The organism is Bacillus cereus group sp. MG1 (assembly GCF_040460035.1).
In the GTDB taxonomy this organism is placed as follows: Bacteria; Bacillota; Bacilli; order Bacillales; family Bacillaceae_G; genus Bacillus_A; species Bacillus_A cereus.
Genome location: NZ_JARVGY010000001.1, coordinates 3,803,484 through 3,821,730, shown reverse-complemented (window position 1 = coordinate 3,821,730; position 18,247 = coordinate 3,803,484). Strand labels below are relative to the sequence as shown.

The window sequence follows — 18,247 nt, the reverse complement described above, 5'->3', positions numbered from 1 at the left end:
TTGGGAAACCCTTTAGGGGTTCCCAACACTCTGTAATCATTTTGATTTTAGCGAATAAAAACAACATAAAATAATAGAGTTTCAAAAAAATAGCCCTCCACCAGACCTTTTTTGGTCAGATGGAGGGCTATTTTTTTCATGTTTTGACAAGCTGCGGTGAGATAAGCCTGCATTTGGACAGACTTCAGCCCTCGAAATCGAGCATATCGATAGCCATGTAGTTCTTTGGCGTCTGCAAAGCTTCGCTCTATAGTTGAACAGCGTACTTTGTACAACTTTTTCCCTGTAACTGTTAGTTTGTTTTTTCTAGCGATATCCTTATATTTCTCCCATATATGATGAGTGATAACTTTTTGTTTTTGTTTCTTTGAAAAACATACCTCACGTAGCGGACAAACAGCGCAGTCTTCTGGCTTCGATTTATATTGACGATATCCTTCACGATCCGTTGTCGCATACTCTAAAATACACCCCATCGGACAAGCGAATGCATTCATTTCTTCTACATATTTAAATTGGCTTTTTGGTACTTCTTTATTTCTTTTTCCAAATCGGCGATACCCCATCACCATAAATATATTTCTCTCCGATAATTTCTTACAGATATAGCTCGTAAAATAGCCTGCATCAAGAGCTACAGCTTCTACTTTGAACCCGAATTTATCAATTTGAGCTTGGAGGCGTGCTAAATATGGCTCGGAATCTGCCATATTTCCAGCCGTTACATAGGTATCTGTAATAATATTGTACTTCGCATCAGTCGTACGATGGTCTAAGAAATGAAAACCGTTCGGTTTTCCATCTCTCATTAAAAATCCACTATCTGGATCCGTTGTACTTATACGAGTTTTTTTGGTAGGGGTATCACTTTCCTCTCTAGGTTTTAATTCTTTTTTCCATGTACCTTACGATCTTCGATTACCGCAGCTTCTAGCTCATCTATATAAAACTTTGCTTTTTCTTTTTTATATTTATGTACAAATTTATTTTTATTGGCATTGGCCTTAATGTGCGTAGAATCTGTCATTAGCGCACGTCCTCCCACCATCCGGTGCTCTGTCGCTTGCCTCACGATCTCATCAAAAATTTCTTCGAAAATATTTGTATGAATAAAGCGGGTACGGCGATTCCAACTGATTGTAGAATGATCTGGAATAGTATCTGATAGAGAAAATCCTAAAAACCAACGGTAGGCGATATTCGTTTTAATCTCTTTTTCCAATTGACGCTCCGAACGAATACCGTAAAAATATCCAATAAACATCATTTTAAATAAAACGATAGGATGGATTGACGGACGTCCATTGTTTTCACAGTAATAAGGGCGTAATTTCTCTTCAATAAAATCAAAACTAATTGTCGCTTCAATCGCACGAAGGAAATGATCTTGTGGAACCAACTCTTCTACAGAAACAGATACACGTTCATCACGATGATTTTTTAAAGCACCCATCATAAAAACTCTCTCCTTTTCCTCTTTTTTATCAGTGTTGACACATAAAAAGAGGTTCAGACACAAAAACAGGCTGTGGAGAAGACTTTCTCCACAGCCTGAAAAAAAGATTCTCCCGATAGGAGAATCTTTTTTTATTTTACAGAGACAATCTCTACTTGCATTTCTCCGCCTGGTGTTTGGATTGTTACTTTCTCACCAATTTGCTTACCTAATAAGCTTTTTGCGATTGGAGAATCGTTAGAAATTCTTCCTTCGAATGGATCAGCTTCCGCGCTACCTACGATTGTATACGCTTCTTCATCTCCGTTTGGTAATTCTTTAAATGTTACTGTTTTACCTAATGTAACAACAGTAGATACTTCGCCAGTATCTTTAATGATAACTGCGTTACGAATCATATTTTCTAATTGTGTAATACGTCCTTCTACGAACGCTTGCTCATCTTTCGCTGCATCGTACTCAGAGTTCTCAGAAAGATCCCCGAAGCTACGTGCGATTTTAATACGTTCTACTACTTCTTTACGTCTTACTGTTTTTAATTGCTCAAGTTCGTTCTCTAGTTTTTGCTTACCCTCTTGCGTCATAGGGTATGTTTTTTCTGTTGACATATTTTCCACTCCTTTTATATACCAATCCCCCGAAAAAAAAGAGGAGTTCCATATGAAAACTCCTCCGCTTCCATTGTTAGCGGAGGTTTCTAGTACCCTTGCACTAGCGGAGTTGTCACATACAACCCCGTATTTCCAATTCTTCTTTATATAAAGAAGATATGTATGGAAAGTTGATATAAATATGCCCTCACCTATATATAGATGAGGTTGCATGTTTCATTGTATTCGATAAGAAGGGAAAAAATCCCTTCCTACCGTATATCTTTTACTATGCTATTACAAATTTACTTTTTGTTCAAGAATTGTTGCAATTTTTGTCACCATAATATCAATTGCAACGTGGTTTTGTCCACCTTCAGGGATAATAATATCCGCAAATTTCTTAGAAGGCTCAATAAATTGATTGTGCATTGGACGTACAACATTTACGTACTGATCAATAACTGAATCCATCGTACGACCGCGCTCTTTAATATCACGTTGCATGCGGCGCAGAATACGAAGGTCAGCATCCGTATCAACGAATAATTTAATGTCCATTAACTCGCAAAGACGTGGGTCTTCTAAAATAAGAATTCCTTCTAAAATAATTACATCTTTCGGCTCAACCGGAATAATTTCTTCTGAACGCGTATGCAATGTATAGTCATATACAGGCTTATCAATTTGCTCATATGCAAGCAACTGCTGCAAATGTTCAATTAACAGATCATTATCAAACGCAAGCGGATGATCATAATTTGTTTTTAAACGCTCTTCCATTGGTAAATGGCTTTGATCTTTGTAATAATAATCTTGCTCTAAGATTAAAATAGAATGACCTTTAAAATGGTCAAAAATCGCTTTCGTTACACTCGTTTTACCTGATCCCGAACCACCAGCAATTCCAATTACAACAGGCTTATTCGTCCCCATTCGACTATCACTCTTTCTTATTGAAGTATGCTTTTGCGCATCATATTATTCACATACACTCGTTGATCCACTTTGAATTTCACGATTTGCAACGGATGTCTCGCTGCATCTAATTCGTTTCCATCCTCATCCCAAATTTTCTCCACCGTTTGCGTAAAGTTTTCTATTTCTGGTCCAAAGAACTCCACTTCATGTCCTGGTTTGAAATGATTACGTTGCTCAATCGTTACGATGCCCGTTTCTTCATTATAATCTAACACTAAACCAGCAAAATCATACGTTGTTTTCTTACTATGATTTCCAAACATTTGCTCTTGATGTCCTGGAACCCCTTCAAAGAAGGCAGGAGCTGTATCACGATTTGCACATTTATCAAGCTCATCTAACCATTCTTGTTTAAACTCAAAGTTATCTGGATCCGCACAATACGCATCAATTACTTTACGATATACAGTTGCTACAGTCGCTACGTAATGGATTGATTTCATACGTCCTTCTACCTTTAAGCTATCGATTCCGATTTCAATCATTTTTGGAATTGATAAAATTAAATTTAAATCTTTTGGACTCATCGCAAAGTGAGCATCTCCTTCTTGGAATAGAGGAAGCTCTTTTGCATCTTTATGTTGTGATACTGTTTGAACTAAATCATAATCCCAGCGGCAAGATTGGCAACAACCACCACGATTAGAATCACGCGCTGTCATATGGTTACTTAATGTACATCTTCCTGAATATGCGATACACATTGCACCATGGACGAACGCTTCAATTTCAATATCCACTTTTTCTTTAATTTCTTTCATTTCTTCATAGCTTGCTTCACGAGCTAATACAAGACGATGTAAACCTTCTTCTTTCCAATACTGTGCTGCTTTCCAGTTGGATAGTGATTGCTGTGTGCTTAAATGCACCTCAACAGAAGGCGCTACGCGTTTACAAGTCTCAATGATAAGCGGATCAGCAACGATAATTCCCGTTACGCCAGCTTTTTCAATCCCTTTTAAATATTCCTCTAGCCCGTCCATATTTTCATTATGTGCAAAGATATTTGTTGTTACGTATATTTTCGCTCCATACTTCTTTGCAAACTCAACGCCTTCTGCCATTTCTTCTAGCGTAAAGTTACCTGCATTCGAACGAAGACCAAATTCTTGTCCACCTAAATATACAGCATCTGCCCCGTAATGGATAGCTACTTTTAATTTTTCTAAGTTACCCGCAGGGATTAACAGTTCAGGTTTCTTCACAATAACACGTTTGCCATCGATCACTCGTGAAATTTCTTGTACAGTCATTTCCTACACCCTCCTCGTTTAGTAAACCGTTTCTTTAAAGAAGAATCCTGTATCTAACGGACGATTTACTGGTTGCATTTCTTCTATTTCTTTATATAGATCATCTTTCACGTCATAATATGCATCACGATCTTCTACGCATAAATCAATCGCTTGACGATATTTCTTCGTTACTTCAATAATGTATTCAGAGCTTTTTAGTACACCGTCGATTTTTAAGCTATCAACTTCAGCATCGATTAGTTCCTCTAATTCATCGATGAAACAAATGTCGTTCGGACTCATAATGTGAGTACCATTTTCATCTTCATAAATTGGATATTTATTGTTACGCTCTGGGTCATATAAGAACATATTCTCTTCATATTTTTTCTTTTCAATGTCAAGATTACGTCCTTGATACTCAAAGTAGTTTCCTACTAATGAACGCTTCGATTGGAACATACAAGTCATACCGTGAATTTGTACTTCCAGTTCCACTTCAGCATTTTCTTTTAAATCAACAATTTCATCTAAGCTAAGCTCACGAGCTAATACAGCACGCTTTGATCCTCTTTGTCCCCAGTAATTACAAGTGAACCAGTTTGTTGCTGTCGTTTCTGTATTCCAGTGCAACTGCATATTTGGTGCTACTTCACGAACAGCCATTAATACCGCTGGATCTCCGAAAACAATTGCATCTACATTTACTTCGTTTAAAAATGAAACGTAATCTGTTAATTCTTCTACTTTATCGTTGTGGAACATAGCGTTCATGGCTACGTATACTTTCACACCATTTTCATGTGCAATCTTCACAGCTTGTTTTACATCTTCACGTGAAAACTCCCCTGCTAAACGTAAACCAAACTTTTGCTCACCGATCATTACCGCATCTGCTCCTGCTTTCGCAAGTTGTTCGATATCCGCCACCGCTCTTGGCGTTACTAACAATTCAGGTTTCTTCATACCTTGGTCACCCTCTCTTTTTACTAACAGCTACTCCATCACCAATTGGGAAAATCGTTGTATCATATCCTTCATGGTTCATAAGCCACTCATTGTACGTCTTAATACGACGGATTAAACCACGTGTACGTCTGTTTTCAATTTTCTCTTTTGTCGTTACAAGACCGTGGTACATAACATTATCTGAAATAATTACGCCACCAGGATTTAATAACGGTTCATATAAGTCAAAAAAGCGACGATACTGTCCTTTTGCTGCATCAATAAAAATAACGTCAAATGTCCCGTGTTCTTTTACTTGTTCACCTGTCTCTAACGCATCACCGTAAATAACTGAAATACGATCTGTTACTGGGGAACGTTCTATATATTCAAGTGCTTTTTCATATCGCTCACGATTGCGCTCAACTGTCACAATACGTGAATTTGGAATAGCTTGCATCATACGAATACTAGAATAACCGATTGCTGTTCCAAGTTCTAAAATGCTTTTCGGTCCAATTAAACGTAAAAATTGCAGCATAAATTCCATTCCAAGTCGATCCATAATCGGCACATGATTTTCTGTTGCATATTCTTCCATTTCAAGAATTAATTTATCTTTCGGATCAATAAATGATAATAGGTACTCGTTAACTGCATCCTCCATAAATGGTCCTCCTTATTTACATGGAGAAGTGCCTCTATGACGTCTTTTCACACATAGAATGCAATAAAAATACAAGCCAGCTTTATCCTTAGCTTGTACGTCCCGTTTTGATATTAAAAACGATTCTTCTGCCAGTTTTTAACCCGATATATTTTACCACAAAAAAGAGGGATGTGCGACTTTTTTCGCTATCCCTCCCCATTTCACTATTTTTTCGTAATGTATTTTTGCTTTAATGCATTATGCTCTTCTAATGTTTTCGCATAGTACACTTCACCACTTGGTGCAGCTAAGAAATAATAATAATCTGTTTGCGCAGGTTCTAACGCAGCTTCTACTGAATGTTTACCAGAGTTTGCGATCGGCCCTACCGGTAATCCTTTTACAACATACGTATTGTACGGTGAGTTGACCTTTAAATCTTCGTATAATACACGTTGTTTATGCTTTCCAAGTGCATATAATACCGTTGGATCCGTTTGAAGCGGCATACCTTTTGCTAAACGATTATAAAAGACACTAGAGATCTTTTGACGATCTGTAAAACCAGTTGCCTCTTCTTCAATAAGTGAAGATAATGTTAAAAGCTGATGAACATCCCAATTCTTCGCTTTCATTTTCGCCTCATTTTGAACAATGATTGCATTTGTTTTCTCAAGCATTGGAATTACAATTTCTTCTAACGTCGTATCTTTCTTATAAAACGAATACGTTGCAGGATATAAATAACCTTCTAATGGGTATTTAATATTGCTATCAAAGATTTTATCCGTTAATAACTTCGGATACTTTTGCTGCATTTTTTGAATAAATGCTTTATCGTTTAATTGACGCGTAACATCATCTTTATTCCACTTTAGTTCTGTCGCAATCGTTTCTGCAATTTCAGTTACTTGCGCCCCTTCTTTAATCGTCACTTTATAAAGAGCTGGACGATGCACGTTGCCAGATGACATTTGTTCAATCACATCTTCAGCATTCATTGAAGGATTTAATAAATATGTACCTGCTTGTAAACTTTTCGATTTAGCCTTTGTATAAAAACTAAAAACTGTACCGTTTTTTACAGCGCCTTTTTCTTCTAAAATTTCTCCAATTTTACTTGTAGATGATCCTTTCGGAATTTCTACTTCAATCTCTTTTTTATTCCCGCTATCAACTGGTCCTAATGCGGATGAAATATACGCATAGACTGAACCACAAACTAAAAGCAGTGCAATAATCGAAAATAAAAAGATACGTCTACGCTTCTTTTTCACTTGATTCTCTATCAAAACATTTCCTCCTTACTTAATTGTAGACCGTATGTACACCTTTCTATACAGCACGATGTAAAAACGCAAAAAATTCACTTATCTTTTTTAATTGACACTTTATTTTTCTACAATCCGTCTCATTATACTACAAAGACTTACACAGTTTCGACAAAAAATCTTTCATTTTACATATAAATACAAAAAAAGATGGACTGTATGTCGTCCATCTTTTCAGTACTTATTATTCAGCTTCTTGCTCATCAGCTAGAGTGTTGAACATTTCTTGTACCATTTCCCACTCTTCTTCAGATTCGATTGGAAGTAAAGTTCCGCCCTCTTCTTCATTTTGCTCATAAGCCATTGCATCATAAATTTGGTCTCCATCTTCGTCTACTTCACCGATTGGAGAGAAGACTACGTATGATTTTTTTCCAAATTTTTCAGCGTCAAAAGTGAAAATAATTTCACATAAATGTTCGTTACCTTTTTCGTCTACAATTGTAATTTGATTTTCTTCCATTTTGGTCACCTCTTATTTACTATCTAAAAATCCTTGTAAGATTACGACTGCAGCCATCTTATCAATTACTTGCTTTCGCTTCTTACGGCTTACATCGGCTGAAATGAGCAGACGTTCCGCTGCCATTGTTGACAAACGCTCGTCCCACATTACAACGTCTAATTGTAACAGCTCTCGTAGGTTTTCTGCAAATTGTTGGCACGCTTCACCACGCGGGCCAATTGTACCATTCATATTTTTAGGTAAACCTACTACTATCTTGTCCACATTGTACTGCTTTACTAACTCAGAAATACGATCAAAACCAAAGTGACCTCGTTCTTCGTTAATCTTAATTGTTTCTAATCCTTGTGCTGTCCAGCCCATTTCGTCGCTAATTGCAACTCCGACTGTTTTTGTACCTACATCTAAACCTAATATCCGCATAAACTACTCCTCACGATGATGTTTCAAGTAAGACTTCACAAGCTCTTCAATTAACTCATCACGTTCAAGCTTGCGAATGATGCTACGTGCATCTTTATGGCGAGGTATGTATGCTGGGTCTCCACTTAATAAATAACCGACGATTTGGTTAATCGGATTATAGCCTTTTTCTTGAAGTGCATCATACACAGTTAAAAGTACATCATTTACATGGACACTCTGTTTTTCATCTTGAATGCTAAACTTCATTGTTTTATCAAAACCGTCCATTTCAAGCACCTCACTTATATAGTAAGTATAGGGAGAAGAACTTCTCCTCTCCCTACCATTGTACACTACTATCTCTTTATTTTGAAACAGATTTAACGTACTCTTGTACAAATGCTAAAGCTTCTTCGACTTGAGCTGGGTTTTTACCCCCTGCTTGTGCCATATCAGGACGGCCGCCACCGCCACCGCCGCAACGAGAAGCTACTTCTTTCACAAGTTTACCAGCATGGTAACCTTGGCTAATTAAGTCTTTCGTTACACCTGCTAGGATGTTTACTTTATCGTCATTAACAGACGCTAATACAACAACTGCTGACTCTAATTTATTTTTCAAGTCATCCATCATCGTACGTAAGTTGTTCATATCTGCAACATTTACTTTCGCTGCTAATACATTCACACCATCAACTGTCATTACAGAATCAGTTAAGTTTCCAGCTTCGATATTGCTTAATTTCGCAGCAAGAGATTCATTTTCTTTTTGCAGTTGTTTCACTTCAGCAAATAGACCATCAACTCTTGTTAAAATATCTTTCGGATTTGTTTTCATTTTTCCTGCTGCTTCTTTTAATAAACCTACTTGATCGTTCATTAATTCGTATGCAGACTTACCAGTTACTGCTTCAATACGACGAGTTCCTGCACCGATACCAGACTCAGCAACGATTTTGAAAATACCGATAGAAGCTGTATTTTCAACGTGACAACCACCACAAAGCTCTAAGCTGTAATCGCCAACTTGTACAACGCGTACAACATCTCCGTACTTTTCACCGAATAATGCCATTGCGCCCATTTCTTTCGCTTCTTCGATTGCTTTTTGAGAAATCTCAACATCAATACTTTCCCAAATTTTCTCGTTTACCATACGCTCAATTTTTTCTAATTCGTCAGCTTGTACTTGACCGAAGTGAGAGAAGTCAAAGCGTAGACGTTCAGAAGTTACAAGAGAACCTGCTTGGTTAACGTGTGTTCCAAGTACGTCTTTTAATGCTTGGTGTAGTAAATGAGTTGCTGTATGATTTTTTACAACGCTACTACGATTTTTCGTATCGATAATAGCTTTTACAGCCGCATCTTTCGTTAATGTTCCTTCTTCAACAACAACTTTATGCAAGTTTTGGCCGTTTGGTGCTTTTTGTACGTCTTTTACAAGAACTTTCACGCCATCAGCAAGAAGGTAACCACGGTCTGCAATTTGTCCACCGCTCTCAGCATAGAATGGTGTTACATCAAGAATTAACTGTCCTTCTTCACCAGCTTGTAAGCTGTCTGTGTATTCGCCATTTTTCACAAGTGCAACAACGTTACTTTCTGTTGCAACTGTACCGTAACCAACGAATTCGCTCGCTACTTTAATTTCTCCAAGGACACCACCTTGAACTTGCATAGAATCAACGTCTTGACGAGCAGCACGTGCACGCTCACGTTGTTTTTCCATTTCATTTTCAAAACCTTCATGATCAACTGTCATGCCAGCTTCTTCTGCATATTCTTCTGTTAATTCAATTGGGAAACCGTATGTGTCATATAGACGGAACGCATCTACTCCAGAAATAACAGTTGTTTTTTCTTCTTTTGCTTTTGCAATTACTTCAGCTAAAATCGCTTCACCATCATGAAGTGTTTCATGGAAACGCTCTTCTTCGTTCTTCACAACTTTCGCAATGAAATCTTTCTTTTCAAGTACTTCTGGATAGAAGTCTTTCATTACTTCTCCAACAACCGGTACTAATTCAAACATAAATGGACGATTGATGTTTAATTTCTTCGAATAACGAACAGCGCGGCGTAATAAACGACGTAATACATAACCACGGCCTTCGTTAGATGGAAGAGCACCGTCACCAACAGCGAATGTTACTGTACGGATATGGTCAGCAATTACTTTGAATGCCATATCTTTTTCTAAATCGCCATTACGATATTTTTCACCAGAAATTGTTTCTGTTGCATCAATCATCGGCATGAATAGGTCTGTATCGAAGTTTGTAGGCACATCTTGAACGATAGATGTCATACGCTCTAGACCCATCCCTGTATCAATGTTTTTCTTAGGAAGTGGTGTATATGAACTGTCTGGATTATGGTTAAATTGAGAGAATACAAGGTTCCATACTTCTAAGTAACGCTCGTTTTCTCCGCCTGGATATAATTCTGGGTCACTAAAGTCATTACCGTAAGCTTCTCCGCGGTCATAGAAAATCTCTGTATTCGGTCCACTTGGTCCTTCACCGATATCCCAGAAGTTTTCTTCTAAGCGAATAATACGCTCTTTTGGAACGCCCATTTTCTCATTCCAAATTGTGAATGCTTCTTCATCTTCTGGATGGATTGTAACTGATAGTAATTCTTTATCGAATCCGATCCATTTGTCGCTCGTTAAGAATTCCCAAGCCCATGTAATTGCTTCTTCTTTGAAGTAATCACCAATTGAGAAATTTCCTAACATTTCAAAGAATGTATGGTGACGAGCTGTTTTCCCTACGTTTTCAATATCGTTTGTACGAATTGATTTTTGAGCATTTGTAATACGTGGATTTTGTGGGATTACACGTCCATCAAAATATTTTTTTAATGTAGCTACACCACTATTAATCCATAGAAGAGATGGATCTTCATGCGGAACTAGTGATGCACTAGGTTCTACTGCATGTCCTTTTTCTTGGAAAAAGTCTAAAAACATTTGACGAATTTGTGCGCCTGTTAGTTGTTTCATTGTATTTTCCTCCTTAAATATAAAAAACTCCCGTCCCTATAAAAGGGACGAGAGTTAACTCGCGATACCACCCTAATTATGAATTGATTACAATAACAATCAATTCATCACCTCATGGTGCCGTAACGTGGCAAGACGGCAGTGATTAGCTGCTCTCAGGATTAGCTTTCTGTTACCCTTCATTTAAAGCTTCTTTCAGCCATATGGAAGCTTCTCTCTATAAATGGACTGTAACGTACTTGTTCCGTCATTGATTTAATGTATTATATGACTAAATATAATAGAATTCTCTTAAGTTTGTCAATGTAGATAATCATTTATATTGGATTAATTACTTATTAATCATAAGTATTCTACTATTCATTCTTAACAGCCTTTTCATATAGTATGCATTTATTAATAAATCGGAATCTCCTTATAAGAATAATTTATAAAAATTTCTAAATATTACTTTTTTGTTATAATTAAATTATTGTTAATAAAATAAAGGAGCGATCACAATGACAACCTTACTTAGCAAAGCTAAAAACATATTAGCGACTGACGAAACGATATTATTTTACGCAGCATGTTCATTAGACATATTTATTTATCGTTCCGTCGCAAGGCCAGGAATGCTAGTTTTAACGAACAAAAGGCTATTCTTTTATGGGCCAGATGTAAGTAAGAATCCAATATTTGAAGAGTACTCTTTCGCAAAAATTTCTAATCTAAAAGAACAAAAGCGTCTTTTCAACAATCAAATTGTATTTATGTATGATAACGAATGGAAAAAAATAAAACATATTCAAACAAATGATGTGAGCTCCCTCGTTCAAAAGATACACGAGCAGCTTTCTAAATAAATATATGATTAGCCCTCTATTTCTTACATAGAGGGCTTCTATACTTACACATCTTCTTTTTTCAAGAGCGGTCTCACATGAACAATGACAGTGCGAATAACTGCTAAAATCGGAACCGATATTAGCAATCCTACAATCCCAGCTACCTCTCCCCCAACTAGTAAGGCAAGCATAATAATAACGGGATGCATACGAAGTGACTTACCAACGATGTAAGGCGATAAAATGTTACTCTCCACAAATTGCAAAATCGCAATTGTGATCCCCGCCTTAATAAGTAAACTCGTTGATACTGTTGCTGCAATCATTAACGTCGGGATTGCTCCTAAAATAGGACCGAAGTACGGGATTATATCCGTTACCCCAATAATAATGCCAAGCAATAATGGATATTTCATACCGATAAACCAAAAAGAAAGAGCTGATACTCCCCCTAATACTAAACAAACAAATAACTGTCCTCGAATATAACTTCCAAGTGATTTATCAATTTCTTTCGCAAGCATTTGCCCCGTACCTCGCCATTTACTTGGGACTAGTTTCCAAAAGATATGATAAAACTCACCATAATCTTTTAATATGTAAAATACAATGAACGGTATTAAGAAAATAATGAGCAATGAATCGAGTACACCACGAGCTGTACTCATCACTTTATTTAAAAGCGCTTGAATCTTCGTTTCCACACCCACAAAAAGTTGTTTCACCTTTTCATGAATGAACGAAGGGAAATTCGCCGTTTGTTCTGTAACGCCATCCATCCACGAATCGTACATTTTTGTAAACTGCGGAAATTGTTCATTAATCTCTTGTAACTGTTTAATAACGACTGGTGTTCCTTTATAAATCCCATAACCAATTCCGCCAAAGAAAAGGATATAAATGAGCAAAATGGCAAGTGTACGGGGCATCCCTTCCTTATGAATTTTTTCAATTAAAGGGTGCAATAAATACGCAATAAAACACGCGATAAGAAACGGCGTGATTGCTACTTTAAATACAAAAATAATCGGTGCCCATAGCGGCTTAATTTTTAAAAAGACGAGCAGACAAAGAAAAACAAGTAACAATAATCCTAAACGATATATCCAAATGATTTTAAGATTCTTCACATGAAAAACCTCCTCCACCTTTATTTTGAAAATAAATGGGGTAGGTTATGTGCGAAACTTTTAAAATCTTTTCATACGGACCATACTGTTTTTTAAAGACGTACATATAAATAACATAACAAGGACAACCACCCCTGAGAATACAGCATGAATTAATATAATCAGGAGGGCTAATTATGGTTTTGTTTAGGCTTGGATTATCAGCACTTTTTATGATTCTTGAATGGATTTGTATCGGGTTCGGTATTTGGAAGGGGTTCTTTATTCATTCCTCACGTAAAGAAAAAGCGAAGCAATTATGGCAGTATGGAATACTTGGCGTTGGCTGCTACGGTCTATCTTATCTTTTCTCAGAGATCGGACTTTTTTATTTACATATGGGTGCATAAAAAAACTCCCTTGTCTACAAGGGAGTTTTTCACTTTATCGAAATGATTATAAGTAAGACTTAATCATCTTACGTGCTTTTTTCATATTGCGTTTTGAAAATACATCTTGCTTACGAGCATATTGATATGCTGCAGCTCCAACACCTAATGCGATTAATGAATTGCGTAGATTCAAAGTAAATCCCCCTTTTCGTTATCCGATCGTTCTTTCATTCTCATCAAATAAATCATCAAGAGAGCTTAGTGAACCATCTTCCTCAACTTGATGCGTATGGATTTTCCCCTTTGAAACCGATAATTCGATATAACAATTCCAGCAATAAAATTGGTTGACACCTATTTTTCCAATGTCTTTCCCTTTGCAATTTGGACAAATAAACATATGGCTTTCATCTCCTTACAGTCTCCCAGATTCTATTCGCCATTATGTCCAAACTGCATTCATTTATACATTTTACTGGAGCCTTTCAACGCTATGCGTTTGAAAGTTTCACTATATAATTTCACCTTGTTACATGAAATCATACGGTGAAATGTTTTCCACGTCCATTTCCTCGCCATTAACTGTGACCATCTGTACTTCTCCTTGTGATTCTTGCAAGCGACTAGCTAAGGTTGTTTGACGCATTGCATCATCAAGGCGATTTACACCAGATTGGAAAGCTGCTTCCTCTCCGCAAATAATAAGGAACTTCTTACTTCTTGTAATGCCCGTGTAAATTAAATTACGACGTAACATACGGTTGTAACTTTTCACGATTGGCATAATAACAATCGGAAATTCACTACCTTGTGATTTATGAATGGAACAACAATATGCATGCGTAATTTGATTTAAATCGGGCTTCGTATACGTTACCTCAATTCCGTCAAATGAAACGATAATCATATCTTGTTGCTCAACGTTTTCTTTCGCATAAAACACCGAAACAATTTCCCCAATATCACCATTAAACACTTGGCTCTCCGGCTGATTCACGAGTTGCAGTACTTTATCGCCTCTTCGGTACACAACATCACCGTAAGCAATTTCTTTACTCTTTTCCCTCTTCGGATTAAATACTTGTTGCAGCGCTTCGTTTAATACATTAATACCAGCAGGCCCACGGTACATAGGTGCTAATACTTGTACATCTCTTGCGCTAAAGCCTTTTGTTTTAGCATTTTCACAAACTTTTTTCACAACCTCAACAATTTGAGCTCCTGTACAGCCGATAAATGAACGATCTTTTTGATTTTGTGCTAAATCTGGTGGTAGAGTTCCATTTTTTATCGCATGGGCAAGTTGAATCACTGATGAGCCTTCCGCTTGACGATAAATTTCAGTAAGCTTCACTGTCGGAACTGCGCCTGCATTTAATAAATCTTTTAATACTTGTCCAGGTCCTACAGATGGCAACTGATCTTCATCACCTACAACGATAACTTGAATGTTCGTCGGCAACGACTTAAATAGCTGATTTGCAAGCCAAATATCAACCATTGAAAATTCATCGATAATAAGGAGCTTACCTTGGACAGGATCCGTTTCATTACGCTGGAAAGATCCTTCTGGCGTCCAACCAAGTAAACGGTGAATTGTGCAAGCTGGAAGTCCTGTCGATTCACTCATCCGCTTCGCTGCTCTTCCTGTTGGAGCTGTTAATAGTATTGGAAATGGATTATCATCACTGTATTCATTCGGATTTAACGATAACCCGTGTAGTGATGCATACATTTCAACAATCCCTTTAATAACTGTTGTTTTCCCTGTTCCTGGTCCACCTGTCAATAACATCATCGGTTTATGAAGTGCCGTTTGAATTGCTTCTTGCTGAAACGGTGCATATTGTACGTTCAGTTGTTCTTCAATTTCACCTAACGTTTTTAACACTTCTGCTTCTGGAAATGAAGGTGTTTCTTCTTGATTCATAAGCCTGCGAATAGACTTTACAACACCTTTCTCAGAGTAGAATAACGTTGCTAAATACACTCGTTCTTCTTCTATGATGACTTTCCCTTCACTTTGCATCGTTTCAATACAACCTATAATATCTTCCTCAGTCACTCTTCCTTCTTGATTGTTTAAAAGTGACATCGTTTCTCTTACAAGTTGATCTTTCCTCATATAAACGTGACCAAGTTGTAATGAGACATTCTCTAATGTGTAAAAACATCCTGCGCGTACACGGTCGTCATGATTACCCGATATCCCTAACGCACGCCCTATATCATCCGCTCTTCCAAAACCAATCCCGTCCACTTCTTCGATAAGTTGATACGGATTATTACGAATCACTTCTAATGTCATCTCTTTATATTGCTGGTAAATCTTAATAGAAAGTTTCGTTCCAAAACCGTAGCCATTTAAAAAGCTCATTACTTTCTCTAGCCCTTGATGTTCAACAATTGTCTCATATATTTCCTGAGCCTTTTGTTTATTAACAACACCATTTAATGCCTCAGGGTCATCCATAATTTTAGAAATAGCATGTTCTCCGAGATGGTCCACAATTTTTTCAGCTGTACGCTTTCCTATCCCTTTAAATAAATCACTCGCTAAATATTGCACCATACCTGCTTTTGTTTGCGGCAATTCTTTTTTAAATGTTTCAACCATATATTGTTTTCCATACTTTGGATGGTCCTTAAAATGACCTGTCAATGTAAACACTTCATCTTCATGCATGCGGGGAAAATGACCGTTTATCATTACTTTCTTTTCGTCATACGTTTCATTCGTTTCAATGACTTTCATACTGACAACGGAATAGAGGTTTTCTTCGTTGTGGAAAATGGTATGAAGAACTTGCGCTTTTATAAACTTTTTCTCTTCCTCAAACAAATCCATTGCATGTTGATTTCCCATTTTTCCTCTCCTTTCCGGTATTTTCACTTTAATGAGCAGTACATCCCCCACCTTTTTAGATGAGGGATAACTACCCATTAAACTATATTTTTATCTTATTCAGCTTCTTGCTCTAATAAACGAACGCCATTACCCGCTAAAAAGTGATCTGGCTGAATTTCAGTTGCTTTCTTAAATAAAGCGAGAGCCTTCTCATTATTTTCCTCAAATACGTACGCAACACCTAAATTGTAATACGCATCTGCATGCTCCTCATCCATTTCTAATACCTTTTCAAAATAAGGTTTCGCCTCTTGAACGTGTTCTAATCGCGCGAAGCAAAGTCCGCACTGGAATACAGCTTCTACATCGTTTTCATCTAATTCTGTTGCTCTTTGTAAGAATGGTAGTGCAAGACGATCATTTCCAAGCTGTACATGTGTGATACCTAACATAAATGTTACATCAGCTGATTGTAATCCAGCTTGCATTGCTTGTTCAAATACAGCTTTCGCTTCAGTAAATTGCTCTTGGCCATAATATACATTTCCTAAACCATAATAGGCTGCTGCAGATTTATCATCTAACTCTAGTGCACGTTTATAAAATAAAATCGCTCGCTCGCTATCACCTAATACGTCTAATAAATTTGCAAAATTAATGTACCCAAGCGCATCTTTCGGATTTTCTTCGATTGCTTCTGTAAAATTTTTAGCTGCTTCTTCCCAGTTTCCTTCTTGCATATATTGAATACCTGTTTCAAGTTTGTTTGACATGTCCTTCACCTCTACAACAAATTATAACAAAGAATGTATTTTCCAAGCGAACGAAAATTCGCTTTATGTAAAAGAAACCTCTAACCGCTAATCGGCAGAGGCTTCTCATTTATCCTAAATAATCCAATTTCTTACCACTACGGTATACTTCATCAATTGTAGCACCGCCTAAGCACTCATCTCCATCATAGAAAACGACTGCTTGTCCTGGTGTAATTGCACGAATTGGCTCATCACAAAGAATACGAACTGTATTTTCATCAACGATTTGAACCGTTACTTTATTGTCTTCTTGACGATAACGGAATTTCGCCGTGCACTTAAATTCTGTTTCTTTTTCTTTGTTACTTACCCATCCTACATTCGTAGCAATAACTTCATCACCATATAGAAGTTCGTTATGGAATCCTTGATCAACATATAAAATGTTTTCTTTTAGATTTTTCCCAACAGCAAACCATGGGTCACCATTACCACCAATTCCAAGGCCATGACGTTGTCCAATTGTATAATACATTAAACCGTCATGCTTCCCTTTCACTTCACCAGATAATGTTTGCATTACACCTGGTTGTGCCGGTAAGTAGTTACTTAAGAAATCTTTAAAGTTACGCTCACCAATGAAGCAAATACCTGTACTATCTTTTTTCGCCGCTGTCGCTAAGCCAGCTTCTTTCGCCATTTCACGAATTTGCGGTTTCTTTAATTCACCTAACGGGAACATTGTTTTTGATAATTGCTCTTGGCTTAATTGATTTAAGAAATATGTTTGATCTTTATTGTCATCAACACCGCGAAGCATTTTATATTCGCCGTCCATATAAGCAACGCGTGCATAATGGCCTGTTGCCACATAATCCGCACCAAGCGCAATTGCATGCTCTAAAAATGCTTTAAATTTAATTTCTTTATTACACATTACATCTGGGTTTGGTGTGCGACCAGCTCGGTACTCATCTAAGAAGTACGTAAATACTTTATCCCAGTATTGTTTTTCAAAGTTTACTGCATAATACGGAATACCAATTTGGTTACACACTTCAATTACATCATTGTAATCTTCTGTTGCTGTGCAGACACCATTCTCATCTGTATCATCCCAGTTTTTCATAAAAATTCCGATTACATCATAACCTTGCTCTTTTAATAAAAGTGCTGCTACAGATGAATCGACGCCACCGGACATTCCGATGACAACGCGTGTTTCGTGAGGTAGTTTGTTCATCATGT

19 protein-coding genes and 1 other annotated feature are annotated in these 18,247 nt (G+C 37.1%); of the genes, 2 read left to right on the top strand and 17 right to left on the bottom strand.

Annotation, left to right across the window (positions count from 1 at the left end; all coding sequences use genetic code 11):
* Positions 1-47 precede the first annotated feature (47 nt).
* The 11 genes from QCI79_RS20165 to alaS form a co-directional block, all read right to left on the bottom strand.
* A protein-coding gene (locus QCI79_RS20165) for an IS1182 family transposase (protein WP_097914644.1) occupies positions 48-1,456 on the bottom strand; the annotation gives its coding sequence in 2 pieces (ribosomal slippage) (positions 48-895 and positions 895-1,456; 1,410 coding nt in all).
* A gap of 131 nt (positions 1,457-1,587) precedes the next feature.
* Positions 1,588-2,064, bottom strand: coding sequence for a transcription elongation factor GreA (gene greA / locus QCI79_RS20160; RefSeq protein WP_000102591.1), 477 nt, complete (start codon positions 2,062-2,064; stop codon positions 1,588-1,590).
* A gap of 279 nt (positions 2,065-2,343) precedes the next feature.
* Positions 2,344-2,982 carry a uridine kinase gene (udk, locus tag QCI79_RS20155; protein WP_000537078.1) on the bottom strand — a complete coding sequence of 213 codons (639 nt, stop codon included), beginning with the start codon at positions 2,980-2,982 and terminating at the stop codon, positions 2,344-2,346.
* Between the two features lie 17 nt (positions 2,983-2,999).
* Complete coding sequence (locus tag QCI79_RS20150) at positions 3,000-4,280, bottom strand: peptidase U32 family protein (protein WP_000217974.1); 1,281 nt, start codon at positions 4,278-4,280, stop codon at positions 3,000-3,002.
* 18 nt (positions 4,281-4,298) lie between these two features.
* Complete coding sequence (locus QCI79_RS20145; RefSeq protein WP_000742807.1) at positions 4,299-5,228, bottom strand: peptidase U32 family protein; 930 nt, start codon at positions 5,226-5,228, stop codon at positions 4,299-4,301.
* A 7-nt stretch (positions 5,229-5,235) separates the two neighbouring features.
* Positions 5,236-5,877, bottom strand: coding sequence for an O-methyltransferase (locus QCI79_RS20140; RefSeq protein WP_000389102.1), 642 nt, complete (start codon positions 5,875-5,877; stop codon positions 5,236-5,238).
* A 206-nt stretch (positions 5,878-6,083) separates the two neighbouring features.
* Positions 6,084-7,151, bottom strand: coding sequence for an endolytic transglycosylase MltG (gene mltG / locus QCI79_RS20135; protein WP_000572137.1), 1,068 nt, complete (start codon positions 7,149-7,151; stop codon positions 6,084-6,086).
* A 223-nt stretch (positions 7,152-7,374) separates the two neighbouring features.
* Complete coding sequence (locus QCI79_RS20130) at positions 7,375-7,653, bottom strand: DUF1292 domain-containing protein (protein WP_000392247.1); 279 nt, start codon at positions 7,651-7,653, stop codon at positions 7,375-7,377.
* A gap of 12 nt (positions 7,654-7,665) precedes the next feature.
* Entirely contained in the window at positions 7,666-8,079 is a 414-nt protein-coding gene (ruvX, locus tag QCI79_RS20125) for a Holliday junction resolvase RuvX (RefSeq protein ID WP_001221193.1), read from the bottom strand.
* 3 nt (positions 8,080-8,082) lie between these two features.
* Positions 8,083-8,349 carry an IreB family regulatory phosphoprotein gene (locus QCI79_RS20120; protein WP_000348590.1) on the bottom strand — a complete coding sequence of 89 codons (267 nt, stop codon included), beginning with the start codon at positions 8,347-8,349 and terminating at the stop codon, positions 8,083-8,085.
* A 76-nt stretch (positions 8,350-8,425) separates the two neighbouring features.
* A complete protein-coding gene (gene alaS, locus QCI79_RS20115) occupies positions 8,426-11,068 on the bottom strand; it encodes an alanine--tRNA ligase (protein WP_021727841.1) in 2,643 nt (880 codons plus the stop codon).
* 40 nt (positions 11,069-11,108) lie between these two features.
* Positions 11,109-11,328: a binding site (T-box leader), on the bottom strand.
* Positions 11,329-11,568: 240 nt separating this feature from the next.
* Between alaS and QCI79_RS20110 the strand changes: the two genes are divergently transcribed.
* Complete coding sequence (locus tag QCI79_RS20110; protein WP_000209585.1) at positions 11,569-11,913, top strand: PH domain-containing protein; 345 nt, start codon at positions 11,569-11,571, stop codon at positions 11,911-11,913.
* A gap of 44 nt (positions 11,914-11,957) precedes the next feature.
* Here the strand turns inward: QCI79_RS20110 and QCI79_RS20105 are convergent, their stop codons facing one another.
* The gene (locus QCI79_RS20105) at positions 11,958-13,025 is read right to left on the bottom strand and encodes an AI-2E family transporter (RefSeq protein ID WP_000793128.1); all 1,068 of its coding nucleotides are present in this window, start codon (positions 13,023-13,025) and stop codon (positions 11,958-11,960) included.
* A gap of 176 nt (positions 13,026-13,201) precedes the next feature.
* Here QCI79_RS20105 and QCI79_RS20100 point away from each other — a divergent pair, with 176 nt between their 5' ends.
* Positions 13,202-13,414, top strand: coding sequence for a hypothetical protein (locus QCI79_RS20100; protein WP_021727840.1), 213 nt, complete (start codon positions 13,202-13,204; stop codon positions 13,412-13,414).
* 46 nt (positions 13,415-13,460) lie between these two features.
* On the opposite strand, the gene QCI79_RS20095 is transcribed toward QCI79_RS20100, so the two are convergent.
* The 5 genes from QCI79_RS20095 to mnmA all read right to left on the bottom strand — a co-directional run bounded on the left by QCI79_RS20095 (position 13,461) and on the right by mnmA (position 18,242).
* Positions 13,461-13,589, bottom strand: coding sequence for a YrzQ family protein (locus QCI79_RS20095; protein WP_001053553.1), 129 nt, complete (start codon positions 13,587-13,589; stop codon positions 13,461-13,463).
* An 18-nt stretch (positions 13,590-13,607) separates the two neighbouring features.
* Positions 13,608-13,796, bottom strand: a complete 189-nt coding sequence (locus QCI79_RS20090) for a hypothetical protein (RefSeq protein WP_000469281.1) — start codon at positions 13,794-13,796, stop codon at positions 13,608-13,610.
* Positions 13,797-13,925: 129 nt separating this feature from the next.
* Positions 13,926-16,262, bottom strand: coding sequence for an SF1B family DNA helicase RecD2 (recD2, locus tag QCI79_RS20085; RefSeq protein ID WP_000528086.1), 2,337 nt, complete (start codon positions 16,260-16,262; stop codon positions 13,926-13,928).
* Between the two features lie 95 nt (positions 16,263-16,357).
* Positions 16,358-17,017, bottom strand: coding sequence for a tetratricopeptide repeat protein (locus QCI79_RS20080; RefSeq protein ID WP_000066409.1), 660 nt, complete (start codon positions 17,015-17,017; stop codon positions 16,358-16,360).
* Positions 17,018-17,126: 109 nt separating this feature from the next.
* Positions 17,127-18,242: a tRNA 2-thiouridine(34) synthase MnmA gene (mnmA, locus tag QCI79_RS20075; RefSeq protein WP_001038010.1), complete on the bottom strand. Its 1,116-nt coding sequence runs from the start codon at positions 18,240-18,242 to the stop codon at positions 17,127-17,129.
* Positions 18,243-18,247 lie beyond the last annotated feature (5 nt).

Coding starts and splice junctions, on each gene's coding strand:
- greA (WP_000102591.1), bottom strand. CDS start 2,064: ATGTCAACAGAAAAAACATACCCTATGACGCAAGAGGGTAAGCAAAAA.
- udk (WP_000537078.1), bottom strand. CDS start 2,982: ATGGGGACGAATAAGCCTGTTGTAATTGGAATTGCTGGTGGTTCGGGA.
- QCI79_RS20150 (WP_000217974.1), bottom strand. CDS start 4,280: ATGACTGTACAAGAAATTTCACGAGTGATCGATGGCAAACGTGTTATT.
- QCI79_RS20145 (WP_000742807.1), bottom strand. CDS start 5,228: ATGAAGAAACCTGAATTGTTAGTAACGCCAAGAGCGGTGGCGGATATC.
- QCI79_RS20140 (WP_000389102.1), bottom strand. CDS start 5,877: ATGGAGGATGCAGTTAACGAGTACCTATTATCATTTATTGATCCGAAA.
- QCI79_RS20130 (WP_000392247.1), bottom strand. CDS start 7,653: ATGGAAGAAAATCAAATTACAATTGTAGACGAAAAAGGTAACGAACAT.
- ruvX (WP_001221193.1), bottom strand. CDS start 8,079: ATGCGGATATTAGGTTTAGATGTAGGTACAAAAACAGTCGGAGTTGCA.
- QCI79_RS20120 (WP_000348590.1), bottom strand. CDS start 8,349: ATGGACGGTTTTGATAAAACAATGAAGTTTAGCATTCAAGATGAAAAA.
- alaS (WP_021727841.1), bottom strand. CDS start 11,068: ATGAAACAACTAACAGGCGCACAAATTCGTCAAATGTTTTTAGACTTT.
- QCI79_RS20110 (WP_000209585.1), top strand. CDS start 11,569: ATGACAACCTTACTTAGCAAAGCTAAAAACATATTAGCGACTGACGAA.
- QCI79_RS20100 (WP_021727840.1), top strand. CDS start 13,202: ATGGTTTTGTTTAGGCTTGGATTATCAGCACTTTTTATGATTCTTGAA.
- QCI79_RS20090 (WP_000469281.1), bottom strand. CDS start 13,796: ATGTTTATTTGTCCAAATTGCAAAGGGAAAGACATTGGAAAAATAGGT.
- recD2 (WP_000528086.1), bottom strand. CDS start 16,262: ATGGGAAATCAACATGCAATGGATTTGTTTGAGGAAGAGAAAAAGTTT.
- QCI79_RS20080 (WP_000066409.1), bottom strand. CDS start 17,017: ATGTCAAACAAACTTGAAACAGGTATTCAATATATGCAAGAAGGAAAC.
- mnmA (WP_001038010.1), bottom strand. CDS start 18,242: ATGAACAAACTACCTCACGAAACACGCGTTGTCATCGGAATGTCCGGT.